Origin of the sequence: Stieleria bergensis (assembly GCA_007745635.1) — a bacterium.
Taxonomy (GTDB): domain Bacteria; phylum Planctomycetota; class Planctomycetia; order Pirellulales; family Pirellulaceae; genus Stieleria; species Stieleria bergensis.
In genome coordinates, this window is sequence record CP036272.1 from 378221 (window position 1) to 396433 (window position 18213).

The following is an 18213-nucleotide window of genomic DNA, read 5'->3' on the forward strand; positions in this document are numbered from 1 at the left end:
CGTTTTTCTTGCGCCAAAGCTTCAGCGCCTGATTCTTGCAGAGTCTGTTTACAGAGCCGGCTTGATTGAGCAGCAGCAAAGCCCGCTTGCAGTCTCATCGCCTGGGCTTCTTCTGTGTCCGGGTTTTCCCTTCGTTGCCCGGTTGGTTTTTCCCAGCTCACCGCCGTTCGCTACATGTCGCCAGGGCGGTTCCCTGATATGCTGCATCGTGTCTAATTGGAATCGTGTCTGATTGATGGTTCGGGTTGGTTTGCAGGTGGTAGGGAGAATTCAAGGATGAAGCGAAAGTGGCGTGTCGTTCCTCATGACGCACATCGAGTGGAACGCTTGATTCAAGGCTCGGGGCTGCCGGCCGTCGTGGCTCAATTGCTGGTCAGTCGCGGCATTTACGATGGTGATTCCGCCGATCAGTTTCTTTCCACCAAGTTGACCGGGTTGCGCGATCCGCAGGAATTGCCAGGTGTCCCGTTGGCGACCGAAGTGATCGGTAAAGCCATTGCTGATCAGACTCCGATCGTGATCTATGGCGATTACGACTGCGATGGGATGACCGGTTCCGCTCTGCTGTATAACGGTTTAAGCCTGTTGGGAGCGGATGTCAGCTACCATGTGCCCAATCGTTTAGAAGAAGGCTACGGCTTGAATCAGGATTCGATTCGCAAGCTGGCCGAACGTGGGAAACGCATGATCATCAGCGTTGACTGCGGAGTGACGAGCGTCGAGTGTGCTGCACTGTGCCGAGAGCTGGGTGTTCAGTTAGTCATTACCGATCACCATACTTTGGGTGAAACGCTTCCCGATGCGGATGCGATCGTGCACCCACGCCTGCCGGGCACCTCTTATCCCTTTGGTGAATTATGTGGCGCCGGGGTGGCCTTTAAGTTAGCTTGGTCATTGTGCCAGCAAGCTGCTGGGGCCAAGAAGGTCACCGAATCGATGCGGCGGTATCTCTTGCAGTCGCTGACACTGGCAGCCATTGGAACGGTCGCCGACGTTGTTCCGCTGGTTGATGAGAATCGCATTTTGGTAGCGCAGGGACTGCGGCTCCTTGCTCAAGATCCGCCGCTGGGTCTGATCGAGTTAATGAAAGTGGCTGGACTGGATCGCAGCGGTACATTGAACACCGAGAGCATTGGATTCAGTTTGGCGCCACGGCTCAATGCTTCGGGCCGACTCGGTCAGGCACAGCTTGGTGTGGAATTGCTGACGACGGATTCGCCGGAGCGCGCCGAAGCCTTGGCTCGCTATATCAACGAACTGAATAAGAATCGAGAGACCATTCAGCGTAGTGTCACAAAAGCGGCCCAATCGCAGGCCAAGGATCAGTTCGACATTGAAAACGATCCAGCGCTGGTGCTGGCTGGAGTTGGCTGGCACCAAGGCGTGATCGGAGTGGTAGCGGGGCGTTTAAGTGATAAGTACGGTAAGCCCGTGATCATCATTTCTTTGGATTCCGCTGGCAAGGCTGCCGTCGGTTCCGGACGCTCTGGGCCTAGCCCGATCAATATTCACGCGGCGCTTGCGGAGTGCGAGGATCGCTTGGTGCGGTTCGGTGGCCACAAGGCGGCGGCTGGTTTGACGATTGAAGAGTCTCATCTGGAAGGCTTTCGACAGGATTTCTGCGAGGCCGTGAGCGAGCAAATTGCCAGCGCAGATTCGGTGGTTGAACTTGTCATCGATGCCGAAGCCCCGCTGGCTCAATTGAACCTCAAGACGGTTCAACAGATTGAAACGATGGAGCCGTTCGGCGCCGGGAATCCCCGTCCCACTTTAATGTGTCAGGACGTTAGTTTGGCAGAGCCCGCTCGTCGAATGGGACCCGGTGATCGTCACTTGACCGTGCGATTTGATCAGGGCGGCAAAAAGATCCGTGGCGTGGCTTTCGGTGCCGGCGACTGGTGTGACGAGATCAATGCTTGTGAGAGTGCCTTGCAATTGGTGTACCGTCCGGTGATCAATGACTTCAACGGGTTTCGAAGTGTCGAAGTGCATCTTGTCGATTGGCGACCGAGCGATTAGCCGCCCGCACGGCGTTTGCTGATGGACACTTGCTTGGGCGCCATGAATCACTGGCTTCCAGTGGACAGTGAGTTCAATTGGTCACTGCGTGCAGTTGGGCAGAGAGAGATTTAGCGGTCTCGTTGGGTGCGTCACTTTTGGAGATCGCGCCGCTGACGGCAATGCGTTCAAAGCCTGTTTGCAGGACGTCTGTCAAGTTGTTTTCGGTAATGCCACCGATGGCAAAGGCAGGGACGGGTTGTTTCTCAAGCAGTTGTGCGGCCTCTGAAAGAAACTGCGTGCCCGCAAAATCGCTGAATGATTTTGTGGTGCTGGGAAAAGTAGGGCCGCAACCGATGTAGCTGACGCCTTGCTCTATCGCTTGTTGGACTTGTTGCGTGTCGTGGGTGGACAAGCCGATCAGTTTTTCGGGGCCCAGGATCGTCCGCGCTGCTGAAACTGGTAATTCGTCTTGTCCCAGATGAACGCCGTCGGCATTGGTGGCTGCGGCGATGTCCACTCGATCGTTAATGATCAATAGCGTGTTGGTGCGCTCAGTCGCTGCGGCCGCCGCAGTGGCATGACGATACAGTTCGCGATCGGTGGCCTGCTTGTCGCGGAGCTGAAAGACATCCACGCCACTTTCAGCGAGCTGCTCGATCTGCTTTGCTGTGCTGGCTTCGTCTGATTGGCACTCAATCAGCAGATACAGTCGCGCTTCATTGATGCGGCTGACTCGTTGATGGCAGTGGCTTTGCAGCAGGACGTTTTGCATCAGCGAGTAACTTTGGTAACGCAGCGATTCGAACTGTTGCCCGAGCTGTGCGTCGATGGTTTTGCCATATTCCTCGAGAACACGTAGGGATTGCTGAACGCGAGCAGCGGCAGCGGCCAGCACATCGTTGGTTGTTTGTCGGTCATACTCCGACGGTAGCTGGATCGTCGTTCCCACATCGGCACGCGTATCACGGGCTTGCAACAGGGCTCCTGGGGGAAGTCGCGAGAGGGCTGCGGTGATGCCGTGGCGAATTGCCTTGGCGTCGGTTGCAAGTTGTGAATCGTCTAAGACAAAGCGTGCGTATTCTTCTGTGGTGCGAATTCCTTCGCAGGCTCGATTTGCCGATGCGTCCAAGATACGATAGGTGCTGTGTAATTTATTAGTCACTGCCTGTTTCCTGTTTCACCGACGAGGCGATCGATGGTTTTAGTCATTCGAGTCATGGTTCTGATGCTGGTCTTCAACGTTGCCAGTTCAGCATGGTCACAACGTGCAAATCCTGCATTCAGTGATCCAGAGATTGATCCCAATCTACCCAATGTTCTGCTAATTGGTGACTCCATTTCCATGGGCTACATGATTCCTGCCAGGAATGCGCTCAAGGGGAAAGCGAATGTCTTCCGCCCAAAGACGAACTGCGGACCAACAACCAAAGGGGTGGCGGAAATCGAACAATGGTTGGGAGATCGAAAGTGGGATGTGATTCATTTCAATCACGGATTGCATGACTTGAAGTACATGGGGCCAAAGGGGCAGAACTTGGCCGACCCTCAAGCGGACGGGGCACACCAGCAGGTGCCAATGGATGAGTATCAGAAGAACCTGCGAACGATTGCCAAGAGATTAAAGCAGACCGGAGCGATCGTGATTTGGCGAGAGACCACCCCGGTGCCCAAAGGTTCCCAAGGCCGAGTGCCAGGTGATTCGGCGAAATACAACGCAGCTGCCGCAGAGGTCATCAAGGATGTCGGCGGGATTGCCACCGACCCCTTCTATGAGTTTGCTTTGTCAGTCAAAAAAGAGCAGCGGCCAGCCAACGTCCATTACACCTCTGCTGGGAGTCAGCAGCTTGGCCAGCATGTTGCTGAGGTGATTGCAAAGGCTCTCAAGTAACTGGAGTCATGTTGCCGTGTTGTGTTGAAACGCGAATTGCGGAACTCATCCAGGGCGAATTGAGCATCTGCATGAGCATTTTGGTGGCGTTTCAATGCCATTTCATGCCCCGCCTTAGGGTTGTAGGTCCCGTTTAATTGTCACAACCGGTGAATCGCTACCTGTTCTCTAAACGAAGTGGCTTGCTTAGCTAGAGTTTTTTGACAGGTAGGTTTTCTGACATAGCTTTTTGGTGAGAGCGGGTCACGACGACCTGCTGCCGAGATCGGCTCAGGAAAACGAGCATTTGATCTTGGACAGCCACCTCCAAAGAAAAAGGCAAACCGCTTGCAAAGGCGGGGCGCAAAGCCACGAGCCCAGTTGACAAATCATTTAAGTGAACTGGGTAGTCGGGCTGCCTTCGGAAACTATCGAAGCTGATGTTATTGATCGGCTGCGTCAACCCACTCAAGGCACTATCAAGGAGACATGGCTGCTTCTCGTCCCGGGTATCTATTCACGTTGAATCGACCCAAACTAAAATCGCGAAGGCAAAGCCTTCAACCGAGGAGATAACACCATGAAGAAGTTCGCAAAAAGCGTTGTTGAGTTTTTGAAAGAAGAAGATGGCCCAACCGCAGTTGAGTACGCCGTAATGCTGGCGTTGATCATCGTCGTTTGCTTGGGCACCATCACTCAGCTCGGAACCGCTGTCGAAGAAAACTTCGAAACAGTGACCACCGCTCTGTAAGCCTAAGCGAGGCTGGCGAGTTCATCGCCGGCTTTTGTTAGCTTGAATAAGTACTCGACTGATCGGGCACCCTCAGGGGTTGTCCCGGTCACGTCGAGTTTTTTTATGCGCTCTGAGCAAGTCTCTCAGGATGCGCTCATGCGGGTCAGGATCAGCGATTGTGGCGGGAAAAAATTGGGGCACTGTCCGAAAACACACCTTGCCTTTCAAAGTGCAACGTATGGTTTCGTTGAACGCAGCTCTGTCTCGCTGCCCCTCACCCAAACACACAACTAATCATTTTTTTGCACGGGAAACATGATGGAAACACTCATTGAAGCCATTACCGAAAACTGGATCGTCTGGTTTGTCACCATTGTTCTGATCGTGGCTGCCGTCATCGACGGTGCCATTTTGAAAGTGCCTAACTGGCTGACATTCCCCTTCATCATGACCGGCTGGGTTCACTGGACGATGCAAGAAGGCATCTCTGGACTGGGCTGGAGTCTGTGGGGAACTTTCGTTGGCATGATGCTGTTGCTCGTCCTGCGAAACGTGGGCGGCATGGGAGCTGGCGACGTGAAGCTGCTGGCCGGCGTGGGTGCCTGGCTTGGTGCGGTGATCACATTATGGGCCTTTGCGGCCACAGCCATTGTCGGCGGCATCATGGCTGCCGTGATGATCTGGCGCAGCCCCAACCCCAGTAAGCACCTGCAAATGGGGATCAAGATCCTGCAGGAATGGAAAACTGTCCGGAAGCCTTCCGAGCTGTCCAAGATCGCTCGGGAACGAAAATCCAGCATGTACCTCTTGCCGTACGGAATTCCCATGGCAATCGGTTCGATCGCATACTTCGCTTATGACGGCATGTTGATCGCATGGTGAGCAATCACCAGTGGGGGGCACGATCACCAGGGCTGGTAAGCCCGATCGTCATGTGGGGCGATGCTGTTTCGGCAGCTTTTGAGTCAGCAAGTGAGAGCCGAGTGGAGGCTTGCGCAGCTTGCGTAAACTTTACCGCATTTGCCGATCTGTTTGTAGAGCCTCATGTTTGCAGGCCGATGTAATGCGAGGGTAATTGCTATCCTCGCACCAAAGCTTTTTACTCCTCCCCTAATTTAGTGATGCTGGAGAAACTCCAGAACTGTCATGCGAAACAAAACACTCGTTCTACTACTCGCTGGGATTTGCGGCACGGTCGCTGCTGTCGGGATCGGCCAATGGATGCAGGCCAACACAGGCTCTCCGAAGATGGAGACGGCTGAGATTTTGGTCATCACCAAGGCGATCAACGCAGAAGACAAGATCACAGCCGAACAGCTAAGACTAGAAGTCTGGCCAAAAGACAAAGTGCCCAAAGGGGCGTCGGCTGACTTGAAGGATTTCGAAGGCCGCTATGCGAAAATGCCTTTGTTTCCTGGTGAAGCCCTGGTGGATGTGAAACTGATGGACAGCGTCGAGGACGACGTGGTGCCAGATGGATACACCGTGTTGAACCTTCCGGTTGGCAACGGAGCTGCCGTGAACTTGCTGGAGCCAGGGAAAAAAGTGACGGTCACTGGATTCTTTGAGCGAGGCGATCAATTCCTGGAAACCTTCTCTGTTGACGTGCTTCGCGGGATTCGCATCTACAGCATCGACGGCATCAAGAAGTTCACCGAGGAGACGCCTCGTCCCAAATCACCGCGAAACATTCAGCTGCTGATTCGCAAAGCCGACCAAACGGCTTTCGAGTTCGCCAAGCGTAGCGGAGACATTGAATTGGTCTTGGGGAGCACCGGGACGGTTGAGGAAGATTTGCCGGCTGAGGAAGTCAGCACACTGGCACAGAAATTTCTAGCCAAGATTGAAGAACAACAAGAACGCGCAAGGGCTGCCCAAACCGTCGAGGCTGCAACAACGTCGGAGCCAGTAGTAGCGGTTGCCCCGGTCGCCACAATTGAGACACCGCGAAAAGTGTTCGTGATGGAGAAGTATGTAAACGGTCGGGTGGAACGCTACGAGTTTGCCGAAGATGGAACTATGCAGAAATTGGGTGAGACGGAAGCGGAGTCCACGCAACCGTCTTCAGACGATTCAAATGCTGGAACAGCGCCCGGCAACACCGACGCACTGATCCAAGGAGCGGAAAGTCCTTTCTTTATTCCTTCTGGTGAAGGTAAATAAGGCAAAGACTCGCCTGCTTCAACGAAAACAATGTGACTGCTCTGATTCAAAAATCTTTCGTCAAACAACGGATCTGTTTGGCGATTGAGGTTGAATGAGACGCAAAAGGAAAACTCTTACTTACCAACGTTACTCGCAAAGAACAAATACTTTTGGCATCGCGTTTGATACCAAGAGGAATTTCGGCACCCGTTCGAAAGTTTGTTCCGCAAGGATGCCCTGCGATGGAAATGTTATGTACCGCGGTTCGCCCCGCCGCCCTCCGATTCGCGGCATGCGTGATGGTAGCCAGTTTGGCTGCTTTCGCGACTGCTCAGAATCCAGGTTCTAATCAACAGCAGATGGTTGCTGCCAGTGCTACAGCTGCACAACGAACCATCACCCAGCCTCTAGAAAGCATGGAATTGCTGGTCAAGTCCAGCACCATTTTGAAGCTGGAAAATCCCATTCCGCGATTCCAGGTTCACAATGAGGAAATCCTGGGTGCCAACCCAATTTCTCAGAACGAACTTCAGGTGTTCGCCAAAATTCCTGGAACCACGCAGATCAACCTTTGGGATACTGAAGACAATCAGTACACCGTTGATGTCACCGTGATTGCAGACGCTCGTGAAGTCGAAGGGATTCTGGTTTCCCAGCTTCCTTATGCGGCTTTGAAGGTCACACCAATCAACTCGTCCGCGGTTGTCAATGGTTACGTCACCAGTGCCGATGACGTTGACTTGGCGATCGCAATTGTCGAGCGATTCTATCCAACCGTTGTCAACAACATTCGCGTTGTTGGCGTCCAACAGGTTCTGCTGCACACACGAATCATGGAAGTTTCACGCACGAAACTTCGTGAACTGGGCATCGATATGACGTGGCAGAGCGGCTCGACCTTACTTGAAAGCTTGCCTTCTGGCATCACGAGTCCGACCAACGTTTTCCAAGGTACGGAATTCGAAGCATTAATCCGCGCGATGCGTCAGCAGGACTTGATCAAGTTCCTGGCTGAACCCACTGTTGTTGCCACCCATGGTCGTCCAGCACGATTCATTGTTGGTGGTTCGGTACCTTACATCGTTCCATCGGGCAATGGTAACGTGCAGGTAGAGTACCAAGAATATGGTACATCCGTCGACTTCCTACCCTTCGTCATTGGGCCTGGCCGAGTGCGTTTGGAAGTTCGCCCCGAAGTCACCGAGCCAGATGAAGCTCGTTCGATCGTTGCTAACAACATCAACGTTACCGCTTTCGTTAGCCGTTATGTTGACACCGCCGTGGAGCTGCAAGCTGGTCAAACCTTCGCGATTGCTGGTTTGTTGCAGAGCCGAACCGAGGCTGAGCAGCGGATGACACCGTTCTTCGGTGAACTGCCTGTGATGGGTGCTTTGTTCCGTCGCGTTCGCGAACGTCGCAATGACTTGGAACTGTTGATCACCGTGACGCCTGAATTGGTTGACGCGATGGATCCTCATCAAGTTCCAATCGGAGCTCCCGGGTTGCACTCTACTAACCCGAACGACAAGGACATGTACTGGAACGGTCACATCGAAGTTCCAACGTTATTGGGTGGCGATGGCTGCTCCATCGAGAACGGTTTGTACCCTTCAGCTGGAACGCAGCAGTTGCACGAGAACGTGATGCAGCACGGTGCTGATATGCCACGCGGTAGCTTGATGAACCAGGGTCCCAAAGCTGGAGCCGAGCGGATTCCAGCCGGTGCCGTGGTTCCTAGCAGCGAGCCAACCGTGGTTGGAAAAGGGGTCACAATCGTCACTCCAGAGACGCCGTAGCCTGCAAAAGGTCGCAAAGTAAGCCGCACACGATGATGGGCAGTCGTGTGCGGCATCCATGGTTTACAGGGGTATCACAAGACAATGTTTGACTGGATGATCACACCATGACAAATGTCCTTCGATTGACATTGGTAGACCCTGATGACGATAGTCGCTCAGAACTGAAATCAAAACTGCTTAGCCTGGATTCGGTTTGGTTGGAAGCGGACTGTTCCCGCTATGAGTTCTTTCCAGAAATCATGGAACAGACCACTCCCGACGTGGCCGTGATCACATTGGATAGTGATTTTGATAAAGCCACGCGACTGATCGAGCGTTGTGTGTCACTGTGTCCCGACGCAGTCATTCTTGCCGCCAGCGAAAGCACAGATGGGCATCTGATTTTGCAGGCGATGAGAGCTGGAGCCAGAGAGTTCCTAACCTTGCCACTTTCCGCCGAAGACCTGACGGCCACAATCAGTCGGGTTGCCAGCCAAAAGTTTGGTGGCGGAGAGGGTGCCGCGCGAGGCTGCGAAGTCATTGCCTGTCTTGGAGCCACTGGGGGCGTGGGCACGACCAGTGCAGCGGTCAATCTTGGCTGCATTCTTGCCTCAAGGCCAGGGAATACCGTGGCACTGATCGACTTGGATCTGGCCCTGGGTGATGCTGATGTGTTCTTGGATGCCATTCCAGATTACACGCTCGCCGATATGGTGCAAAACATCAGTCGGCTTGACATCCAATTGCTCAAGCAATCATTGACCAAGCACAGCAGCGGTTTGTATCTGCTGCCCAGACCGGTCGAACTGCAAGACACTTCAATGGTTGACGAAGGGTCGCTACGCAAGGTCGTGGGGCTAATGAAAGCCTCGTTCACTCACCTGGTGATCGATGTTTCCAAGTACTACAGCGCTGTCGACATGGCGGCCATCGATATGGCGACTCGAATCCTCTTGGTCACCCAACTGGATTTGCCATGCTTGCGAAACGTCGTCCGATTGATGATGAACTTCGAAGAGTACGAAGGCCTGCAAGACAAAGTCAACATCGTCGTCAACCGCGCTGGACTAGAGTCCGGCCAAATCAGCCTCAAGAAGGCGAAAGAAACCATCGGCCGAGAGGTCTTTGCACTGTTGCCGAATGACTATCGAACGATGGTCGAGGTTCGTAATAATGGCGTTCCGTTGATCAAGCAGGCACCACGTGCTCCGCTCACGCAAGCTTATGTTGATCTAGCCGACAAGATCTCAGCTCCACCGCCAGAAGAAGCCGGCGAGGAAGCCAAGAAGGGCGGCGAAAGCAAGTGGATCAAGTTCTTCGGCGGTTCGAAGTCATAGCCTGATCCGATCGAAAGCCGCGAACGCCAAGCGAGCGTTCGCCATGCAGAATCAATGAAAGCCCGTCACCTGAGTCCAGGTGGCGGGCTTTCTTGTTTGTGTCATCGACACTGCAGCGTCAGGCCGGTTGCGCCTTGCCCGTCTCGGGGCTTGAGGAATACTAGCCGCCGATGGTGTCGCTGCCGACGAAGGGACGCAGCACTTGAGGGACGCTGATCGTGCCGTCAGCACGTTGGTGGTTTTCAAGGATGGCAATCATTGCGCGACCCGTGGCAACCGCCGTTCCATTTAATGTGTGCAGGAAGTGCGTCCCTTTTTCGCCGTCGATCTTGTAGCGAACATTCAGGCGGCGCGCTTGGTAGTCGGTGCAATTGCTGGTGCTGGTGACTTCGCCCCATTGACCGCCTTCGCCGCGCCCTGGCATCCAGGCTTCGAGGTCATATTTGCGGTAGGCTGGACCGCCTAGATCGCCGCTAGCCGTGTCGACGACGCGGTAAGGGATTTCCAGTGCATCGAAGAGTTCGCATTCCAGGCTTCGCATTTCTTCGTGAATCGCGGCGCTCTGGTCGGGCAGCGTGAAGGCGAACATTTCGACTTTGGTGAACTGGTGAACGCGATACAGGCCTTTTGAGGCGCGTCCCGCCGCTCCGGCTTCGGTGCGGAAGCAGTGGCTCAGGCCGCAGACCTTGATTGGCAATTCGCTGGCCGAGACGGTTTGACCGCTCATCATGCCACCGAGCGTGATCTCGGCGGTGGCAACTAAGTTCAGTTCCGTGTTTTCAATGCTGTAGATTTGTGTTTCTGGGCCACGTGGGTTGAATCCTGTCCCTTTTAGGACCTCTGTGAGTGCCACGTCTGGGGTGGCAACAGGGGTGAAGCCTCGTTCGCAAAGAAAGTTGATCGCGAACTGTTGGAGAGCGAGGTCTAAACGGACCGCAGCATTTCTCAGGAAGTAGAATCCTGCACCCGCTACACGTGCACCGCCTTCAAAGTCAAACAGGTCGTGCTTTTCACCAAGTTGCAAGTGATCCAGTGGCTGAAAATCAAATCCGGGTTTTGCGGTCTTGCCGAAGCCAAGTTCTTTGGCATTATCTTCGCCGCCGGTTGGTGCGTCAGCGTGCGTGAGGTTGGGGATCAGGGTTTGGATTTCTAGGATCGTCTGGTCGAGCTCGTCGCAGGTCTTTTGCGCGTCGTCTTTTTCTTGACGCAGTTGGCGACCCTTTTCGATCAGGGCGTTGCGTTCTTCAGCGTCGCTCGCTTTGGGAATCTGCTTGCTGATTTCATTGGCTTGACGGTTGAGTTCTTGAGCCAGTTGCAGCTTTTCGAGTCGCTGCGTTTCCAGTTGGGAAATCTGCGAGACGTCACAGGAGACGCCGCGCCGTTCGCAATTGTCAGCGACAAGTTCAATGTTCTGCAGAATGAATTTTCGATCAAGCATGGTAAGTGGTCAACACGCGGTGTTGAGGTTGTGTCTAGAGAGGAGTGTAAGCGATGTTTGGTCAGCCTCGGCGAGGCTTAGCCTTGTTGGTGCTCGGCAGCAATTTGGTGCCAAAGTCGAGCGGAGGCTTCAATGCCGCGATAATAGTCGGCGATGCGGAATTTTTCGTTAGGGCTATGGGTATTGTCGTCGGACAAGCCCCAGCCAAGCAATAAGCAGTCACAATCCAGGACTTGCTGAAAGCGAGCGACGATCGGGATCGAGCCGCCTTCGCGGATCAGCACCGGGGCGGTGTCGAAGGCCGCTTCGATCGCGCTCGATGCAGCTCTGGCAAAGGGAGTCTCGATGTCGGCCAGCATGCCAGGGGCACCATGGTCGTCTTCCAATTCCCAACGAACGCCCTTTGGTGCGAGTTCGCCGAGGCGTTGTCGCAGCGCGGCAGAGAGTGCTTTGGGGCACTGGTTGGGAACCAAGCGGAAGCTCAGTTTGGCAGAGGCCACTGCGGGAATGATTGTCTTGACGCCTTCGCCTTGGTGCCCAGAGGTGATGCCATTGATGTCGAATGTGGGACGCGCCCAGCGTCGTTCGTCGGTGCTGTAGCCCGTTTCGCCAAACAGTTCGTCCACACCGATCACCGCAGCGAAGGAGGCGTCGTCATTTGGCAGGTCGTTCCACTGCTGGCGTTGCTGGTCGCTTAGCGGTTGAACGTCATCATAGTATCCGGGGATCTGGATCACGCCCTGGTCATCCACCAATCCGGCAAGCATCTTGCACAAGGCGATTGCGGGGTTCATGACGGCGCCGCCGAATGAGCCACTGTGTAAGTCTTGGTTGGGCCCGCTGACGGCTAACTCAAACGTGGCAATGCCACGCAAGCCATAGGTGATCGCCGGTTGGCCGTCGGCGTACTGGCTGCTGTCGCTGATCACCACGCAATCACAAGCCAGTTGCTCGGCAAGATCCGGTAGCATCTGTTCGAGGCTTTCGCTGCCGACCTCTTCTTCACCTTCGATGATGAATTTGATTTGCAAGGGCAGTGTCTGGCCGCTTGCTAGCCACTGGCAGACGCTTTGCACGTGTGTCAGGACTTGTCCCTTGTCATCCGTGGCACCGCGAGCGTACAGGTTGCCGTCTCGTTCGGTCGGCTCAAAGGGGCCACTGATCCAGTCTTCCAGTGGCTCGACAGGCTGCACGTCGTAGTGGCCATAAACCAGCACGACAGGAGCCCCAGGGACGGGCGGCGTGTGAGCGATCACGATGGGGTGTCGCTGAGTTTGGATCACGTTGACATCAAGTCCGGCGTTTCGCAGCTTGTCCGTGACCCATTGGCAGCCCGCCTGAACTTCGGCCAGTTTGCTGCTGTCGCTACTGATGCTGGGAATCTTCAGCCACTGGACCAAGTCGTCCAGCATTGTCGCGCGTTGCTGGTGCAGAACCTGAACCAGAGCGTCAAGATCTTGAACGTTGGAGGGGGAGCCAGTGGATGAATTCGAGTTCACCGGTTCAGTCCTGGTGGTAAAGGGTGTTGGGGCGATCAGGTTGAAACAACCGCGCCAAAAATGTTGAATCTCGGTTCGGCGTGGCAATCGCCGTGCGTGGGGGCGAAGATTACACTGTCGAATTACGAAAAAATCGCCGATTTCTGCGCTCACCTGCTGAGGCGAGGGCGCTAAAATAAGCTGCCTCGCATGAAAGTGACAGTGGGCTCGGCCCGCCAAGCGATCACCTGTTTCCCGGTTTCGACTACGCAGCATCCTGCCGGACTGCATCATGTCCAATCCGGGTTGGCACGACCAGTCCTGTTGGGGGCGGTTTTTGCTAAGATGTGCAGCCAATCGCTTGGTGGTTGGTCCGTCTCAGGCGGTTCTGCACCGGCTTGACGACGAAACGTATCCTCCATGGTTCCGTTGTGCCCTAAAAACTGGAGATCGGCCCACTGGGGCCCCATCCCAGTGCGAAATGTCGGCTTATCATTCGCTGAGCGATTGTATTCATTTCCTGTGTTGCCTACTCTTTTGTTTGTTCGTTCCGGCCATGTCTCACGATCCGTTTTCAGTAGATTTCGACCAAATCGCCGTCGCCGAACCGGCTGATCGTCAGCAGAAACAAGCTCAGTCTGGGAAGAAGAAACCCAAAAAACAGCCTCGCTACCACGTGATTCTGTGGGATGATTCACACCATACCTATGAGTACGTGGTGATGATGATGCAGAAGCTGTTTCGCTATCCCTGGGAGAAAGGGCTGCTGATTGCCGATGAAGTTGATAAACGCGGCCGGGCCATTTGCATGACGACCACGATGGAGCATGCCGAGCTCAAGCGGGACCAGATTCACGCGTTCGGTAAAGACGATCTGATCCCTCGCTGCAAAGGCAGCATGAGTGCGACGATCGAACCGGTCGAATAACGCCTTTAGAGTTCTCTTATCGTACTATGTCGGCAAAGTTAAAAGTCACCACCCTGGGCTGTAAAGTCAACCAGTACGAAACAGAACTGGTTCGCCAGGGATTGCAGCGCGTCGGTTTTCAAGACGCCGCCGACAGCGAGTCTGCGGATGTGTGCTTGGTCAACACCTGCACCGTCACCAATCAGGGCGACGCTAAAAGCCGGCAAGTCATTCGCCGCATGGCTCGTGAAAACCCCGACGCCAGAATCGTCGTGATGGGATGTTATGCCACGCGAGCACCCGAGGAGGTCGCCGCCCTGCCCGGGGTCGCTGAAGTGGTGACCGACAAACGCGAGCTTCCCGACTTGATGTCTCGATTCGGTGTCGTGGATGTTCCGACAGGATTGGACGGCTTCTCTGGTCGGCATCGCGCTTACGTCAAGGTTCAGGACGGTTGCTTGCTGCGTTGCAGTTACTGCATCATCCCCCATGTGCGACCCGATCTGACGTCGCGACCGATGCAGCATATTATCGATGAAGTCAGTCGACTAACAGACGCTGGGCATCGCGAAGTTGTGTTGACTGGCATTCACCTGGGGCACTACGGAGTCGATTGGAACCGAAACAAGCCACGTGAGGAATGGACACGCCTGTCCCACTTAGTCACGGAGCTGTGCCGGCTACCCGGAGACTTTCGCATTCGACTGTCCAGCATTGAAGCCACTGAAGTCACACGCAGCTTGATCGCCGCGATGAACGAATTTCCAGAACGAATCGTGCCCCACGTTCACCTGTGCTTGCAAGCTGGCAGTGATTCTGTCTTGCGACGGATGCGACGACGCTGGGGCACGCGAATGTTTCTCGATCGCTGTCGCTTGCTGCGTGATTCGGTGGAAAATCCAGCGATCACAACGGACATCATTGCTGGTTTTCCCGGTGAAACGGAAGAGGAGTTTCAGCAGACCCTGGAGACTTGTCGCGAAGCGGGTTTCTCAAAGATCCATGCCTTTCCCTTTAGCGCCCGTCGCGGCACGCCGGCTGCCGAAATGAAGGATCAGATCCCCGGTGATGTCAAAAGCCAACGCGTGCATCGGTTGACCGAGCTGGAAAGCGAACTCCGGCAAGACTACTTCAAGTCCCTGGTCGGCAGTGAAGTTCAGGTGCTCGTCGAATCCAGCAAAACCCTAGTGCAGCTTGGTGATCCTGAGACGTCAGGTGACACCTTGGTGCGCGGGACGAGTTGCCGCTATGCACCTGCAGAGTGGACCGCCGAGTCAGCGGTTGCCGCACAACCTGGCGACTTAGTACGCGCGAAAGTCGTTGCCGGCGATTCAGAAAAAATCTTGGTCAATCCAGTTTGATCGATTCCAAGGGCGTGCGATCAACGATCGGCGAAAGGTACGTGTACCCTGCCAACGCTGCTTCAAAAGCCTTGGCCATTCGCCCGGCTTGCTGCTGATCAATTCGTTCGCTGTCGATCGCGTCTTCGATGTTTTGGCCAATCCGATCCAGTAGCTCGCGGTCCTCGTATTGCACATAGCTGAGCACTTCGGACACCGTGTCACCCTTGACGATCGAGCAGATTTTCAACGCATCATCGTGGCACTGCACGTGCACAGCATGTGTGTCGCCAAATAAGTTATGCAGATCGCCCAGGATTTCTTGGTAGGCACCAACCAGAAAGACAGCCAGCGTGTAACGTTCCTGTTCACGCAGCGGATGGACTCGTAAGGTGTCGTTGCGACCTTCTCCACAGATGAATGAGTCCACTTTCCCGTCGCTGTCGCAAGTGATGTCTCCTAGCACTGCATTGCGTGTCGGTTCTTCGGTTAAACGCCGAGTCGGCATGATGGGGAAAATTTGGTCGATTGCCCAGGCATCTGGCAGTGATTGGAACAGTGAGAAGTTGACAAAGTAGATGTCCGATAGCATGCGGTCTAGGTGCGCAAGCTCTTCGGGGATCGTGCCGTCCCCTTTGTCTTTGGCAATCTCTCTAACACGCTGGCAAACGGCAAAAAATAGGTTTTCAGCATCGACTCGCTGTTCTAGTGGCAAGTAGCCGCCACCGAATAAATGGATGCACATGTCGAGAGCGACTTCTGCATCATGGAAGGTTTCCATGTGATTGGCGGGAGTCAAGTTGCGGTAGCTTTCCCAGAGCGTTTTCACGGGTTGTTCGTAGTTTTCTGGGGGGCCGCTGGGCAGGAGATTGCTGGCGTCTGCTGTGGATTCGGCTGTGGCAGGCTTGGCCCAAGTCGGTAATTCGGGAAGGCCGGGTTGAGAGACGCCTAAGGTGTCCAGGACAAGGACGCTGTGGTGAGCGGCGACGGCCCGGCCGGTTTCGGTCATCAAAATCGGGTGCGTGACGCCAGCTTCATCGCACACCCTTTTTACATGTGAAACCACATCGTTGGCGTATTCCTGCGTGCTGTAGTTCATGCTGGATTCGCTGTCGGAATGCGTCCCAGTGTAGTCGACCCCCAGGCCGCCACCGACATCCAGGTAGCCCATCTTGGCGCCGCGCCGTTTGAGGTCGACGTAGATTCGTGAGGCTTCGGTGATCGCCGTTTTGACTTGGCGAATGTCGCTGATTTGGCTGCCCAGGTGAAAGTGCAAGATTTCGAAGCAGTCTGCATAGCCCTGCTCAATCATACGATCCAGCGCGTGCAACACTTGGGCGACCGTCAGGCCGAATTTGCTGCGATAGCCGCCACTGGCTTCCCAGCGGCCGCTGCCACGGGTGGCTAGTTTGACGCGGATGCCAAGCCGCGGCCGAACGCCAACTTCTTTGGCAACGCGGAAGATCAAGTCCAGTTCGCTTGCCTTTTCGACGACGGGGAAAACTGTCCGTCCCAGTTTTTGGGCCATCATTGCTAGGCGAATGAATTCTTCATCTTTAAAGCCATTGCAAATGATGGGCAGCGTGGGGTCGCTCATCGCAATCGCTGCTAGCAGTTCTGGTTTGCTGCCTGCTTCAACGCCAAATCCCAGTTTGCGACTTTCGTCCAAGACCTGCTGGATGACTTCCCGTTGCTGGTTGACTTTGATTGGAAAGACGCACTGATACCGATTGTCGTATCGCTCTTCACGGATCGCTTGTTGAAAGCACTGATTGAGCGCGTTCAGTCGATCACGCAGGATATCGTTAAAACGGATCAGGATCGGCAGTTCCAGACCGCGATCACAAAGCCGATCCACCAAGCGATTCAGGTCAATTTCTGGACCGGCTTGAGTGGGGCGAACCAGGATCGAGCCCTCGGGGGAGATCGAGAAGTAGGGCGCGCCCCAGCGGTTGATGCCGTACTCTTCAGCAGCATCGTCGATGGTCCAGCCCGAGTGAGGTTGCGGTTTGTCTATTGAATGCAAGTCCTGTTCGCTGGCAGAGGAAGCTTGGTTGGTGCGCTGGTCAGCCGATGTTTGACCCTGACGAATGATCTGAGCACACATGCCGGGCGTTCCCCGAAAGCGAGTTAGTTGTTAGTGGCAGGTCGGCAGCTGCGCTTCGCGGTCGGTTGCGTTTCGGCAACACGATGCCTGCGACGTTTAGCCTGCGACGGGGCTGGGGGCATCATCTTGATAGATTTCTTTGATACGGCGATAGCTATCAAGGAAGTCGGTGATTGATCTGGTGCGGTCGTCTGCTTGCGGTTCGATCATCTTCATGATGATTCGTGCCAACGCAGGGTTTACATTTGGACAGGTGTCTGTCAGTTCCTTCGGCTCGCGAGTGTCGTGATTCAAGGCTGCTCGGCCGGTCACGTCATCGCCTTGCCAAGGGTGCTTGTAGCCAATCATACAGTAGAACGTCACGCCCAGCGAGAAGATGTCGACGCGTTTATCGGTGGGGCGGCGACGAACGACCTCCGGTGACATGTAAAGCGGTGTTCCCGTTCGATTGCCCGGGGCCATATAAGGTGGTTCGGCCGGAACGGTTAAGCCAAAGTCGATCAGTTTGATGTCTTCTGAGCCGGGCAGCAGGATAAAGTTGCGCGGGCAGATATCACGGTGAATGAACTCTTGCTGATGCACGTACTTGAGTGCTTCGGCCATCGATTTGATCAGCTTCAGTCGCTTGCCAGCAAGGTGCTGTTCTTGCTTTTTTACGATCACGTTTTGCAGCACAGGGCCGCGGACGAACTCCATGATGATCACGGGGAAGCCCTTCGTTGAGACACCCACTTCGTAGGTTTCGACGACGTTGGGGTGGTGCATTCCCAGAGCGATCTGGCCTTCGCTCGGCTTTTTGAATTGTTTAAAGCGTCCTTCAAACGCTTCAACCTTTTCGGGGTCCAGCACTTTGACGCCTACGACTTGATTGTCGTTGTTAGAATCCTTGGCGGCAAAGAACTTGGCCATCGTACCGGTGACGGCGGTTCGTTCAAGCTGGAAGCGTCCTTCCAGGTCGATTGCCCTGCCGGATGACTTGCCGGATGACTTGCCGGATGACTTGCCGGATGACTTGCCGGATGACTTGCCGGATGACTTGCCGCCCAGCATTGATTTAAATGAATCAAGAAGGCCCATCGTGT

Annotated in this window: 14 protein-coding genes and 1 riboswitch; of the genes, 9 read left to right on the forward strand and 5 right to left on the reverse strand. The window is 54.8% G+C overall.

Annotated features, from left to right (window positions below; translation table 11 throughout):
• The first annotated feature begins 276 nt into the window (after positions 1-276).
• Positions 277-2019, forward strand: coding sequence for a single-stranded-DNA-specific exonuclease RecJ (gene recJ, locus SV7mr_RS01140; protein ID WP_145268436.1), 1743 nt, complete (start codon positions 277-279; stop codon positions 2017-2019).
• Between the two features lie 73 nt (positions 2020-2092).
• Here the strand turns inward: recJ and SV7mr_RS01145 are convergent, their stop codons facing one another.
• Positions 2093-3163, reverse strand: coding sequence for a thiamine phosphate synthase (locus SV7mr_RS01145; RefSeq protein ID WP_145268438.1), 1071 nt, complete (start codon positions 3161-3163; stop codon positions 2093-2095).
• Positions 3164-3196: 33 nt separating this feature from the next.
• On the opposite strand from SV7mr_RS01145, the gene SV7mr_RS01150 reads away from it, so the two are divergent.
• From SV7mr_RS01150 to SV7mr_RS01175, 6 genes are all read left to right on the forward strand, one after another.
• Positions 3197-3889 (forward strand): SGNH/GDSL hydrolase family protein, encoded by a 693-nt coding sequence (locus tag SV7mr_RS01150; RefSeq protein WP_145268440.1) that lies wholly within the window; start codon positions 3197-3199, stop codon positions 3887-3889.
• 307 nt (positions 3890-4196) lie between these two features.
• Positions 4197-4291: riboswitch (cyclic di-GMP riboswitch) on the forward strand.
• A 157-nt stretch (positions 4292-4448) separates the two neighbouring features.
• On the forward strand, positions 4449-4619 hold the full coding sequence (locus tag SV7mr_RS01155; protein ID WP_145268442.1) for a Flp family type IVb pilin: 171 nt from the start codon (positions 4449-4451) through the stop codon (positions 4617-4619).
• 297 nt (positions 4620-4916) lie between these two features.
• Positions 4917-5483, forward strand: a complete 567-nt coding sequence (locus SV7mr_RS01160; protein ID WP_473163667.1) for an A24 family peptidase — start codon at positions 4917-4919, stop codon at positions 5481-5483.
• A gap of 264 nt (positions 5484-5747) precedes the next feature.
• A complete protein-coding gene (gene cpaB / locus SV7mr_RS01165) occupies positions 5748-6764 on the forward strand; it encodes a Flp pilus assembly protein CpaB (protein WP_145268444.1) in 1017 nt (338 codons plus the stop codon).
• A gap of 224 nt (positions 6765-6988) precedes the next feature.
• Positions 6989-8542, forward strand: a complete 1554-nt coding sequence (locus SV7mr_RS01170; protein ID WP_145268446.1) for a type II and III secretion system protein family protein — start codon at positions 6989-6991, stop codon at positions 8540-8542.
• 107 nt (positions 8543-8649) lie between these two features.
• Positions 8650-9861, forward strand: a complete 1212-nt coding sequence (locus SV7mr_RS01175; RefSeq protein WP_145268448.1) for a nucleotide-binding protein — start codon at positions 8650-8652, stop codon at positions 9859-9861.
• A 160-nt stretch (positions 9862-10021) separates the two neighbouring features.
• Here SV7mr_RS01175 and serS read toward each other — a convergent pair whose 3' ends face one another.
• On the reverse strand, positions 10022-11299 hold the full coding sequence (serS, locus tag SV7mr_RS01180) for a serine--tRNA ligase (RefSeq protein ID WP_145268450.1): 1278 nt from the start codon (positions 11297-11299) through the stop codon (positions 10022-10024).
• A gap of 77 nt (positions 11300-11376) precedes the next feature.
• Positions 11377-12798 (reverse strand): dipeptidase, encoded by a 1422-nt coding sequence (locus tag SV7mr_RS01185; RefSeq protein ID WP_419187949.1) that lies wholly within the window; start codon positions 12796-12798, stop codon positions 11377-11379.
• 535 nt (positions 12799-13333) lie between these two features.
• On the opposite strand from SV7mr_RS01185, the gene SV7mr_RS01190 reads away from it, so the two are divergent.
• Both SV7mr_RS01190 and mtaB read left to right on the forward strand, forming a co-directional pair.
• On the forward strand, positions 13334-13705 hold the full coding sequence (locus SV7mr_RS01190; protein WP_145268453.1) for an ATP-dependent Clp protease adaptor ClpS: 372 nt from the start codon (positions 13334-13336) through the stop codon (positions 13703-13705).
• 26 nt (positions 13706-13731) lie between these two features.
• Positions 13732-15045, forward strand: a complete 1314-nt coding sequence (gene mtaB / locus SV7mr_RS01195) for a tRNA (N(6)-L-threonylcarbamoyladenosine(37)-C(2))-methylthiotransferase MtaB (protein ID WP_145268455.1) — start codon at positions 13732-13734, stop codon at positions 15043-15045.
• On the opposite strand, the gene speA is transcribed toward mtaB, so the two are convergent.
• Together speA and SV7mr_RS01205 are read right to left on the reverse strand one after the other, a co-directional pair.
• Positions 15032-17131, reverse strand: a complete 2100-nt coding sequence (speA, locus tag SV7mr_RS01200; RefSeq protein ID WP_145268457.1) for a biosynthetic arginine decarboxylase — start codon at positions 17129-17131, stop codon at positions 15032-15034. The two genes, mtaB and speA, sit on opposite strands and share 14 nt — an antisense overlap.
• 96 nt (positions 17132-17227) lie before the next feature.
• A complete protein-coding gene (locus SV7mr_RS01205; RefSeq protein ID WP_145268459.1) occupies positions 17228-18208 on the reverse strand; it encodes a serine/threonine protein kinase in 981 nt (326 codons plus the stop codon).
• Between the last annotated feature and the right edge of the window lie 5 nt (positions 18209-18213).